This is a genomic window from Falsigemmobacter faecalis, from assembly GCF_003863335.1.
GTDB classification, from domain to species: domain Bacteria; phylum Pseudomonadota; class Alphaproteobacteria; order Rhodobacterales; family Rhodobacteraceae; genus Wagnerdoeblera; species Wagnerdoeblera faecalis.
Window position 1 is genome coordinate 1 of record NZ_RRAZ01000062.1, and the last position, 339, is coordinate 339.

Here is a 339-nt window from a genome sequence, read left to right on the forward strand (position 1 = left end):
CGATGCCCATGCGCTTCATCAGCGTGGCAACATGCAGCCGCCCGACCTTGAACCCTTCCTGAACCAGCAAGCCCTGCAGCATTCGGCTGCCCGCGAAGGGGAATTCCATGTGCAGCTTGTCGATCCGATGCATCAGCTTCAGATCTGCGTCAGATACCGGGCGGGGCTTGTAATACACGCTGCTCCGGCTGATCCCCGGCACGATGGCCTGGCGGCTGACGCTCAGCCTGGCGGTGGGATCGATCATTTTCCTGCGCTCTGCAACAGACCCCTGCCCGGTTCTCCCGAACCAGTGGCGGTCACCTCGCAGTGCGTCGCGCGCCGGACAAAAAATTATTC

The 339-nt window shown here is 61.7% G+C and carries 1 pseudogene; it reads right to left on the minus strand.

Annotation, left to right across the window (positions count from 1 at the left end):
- Nucleotides 1-259: pseudogene (locus EG244_RS19600) on the minus strand (IS3 family transposase); the annotation flags it as partial.
- Nucleotides 260-339 lie beyond the last annotated feature (80 nt).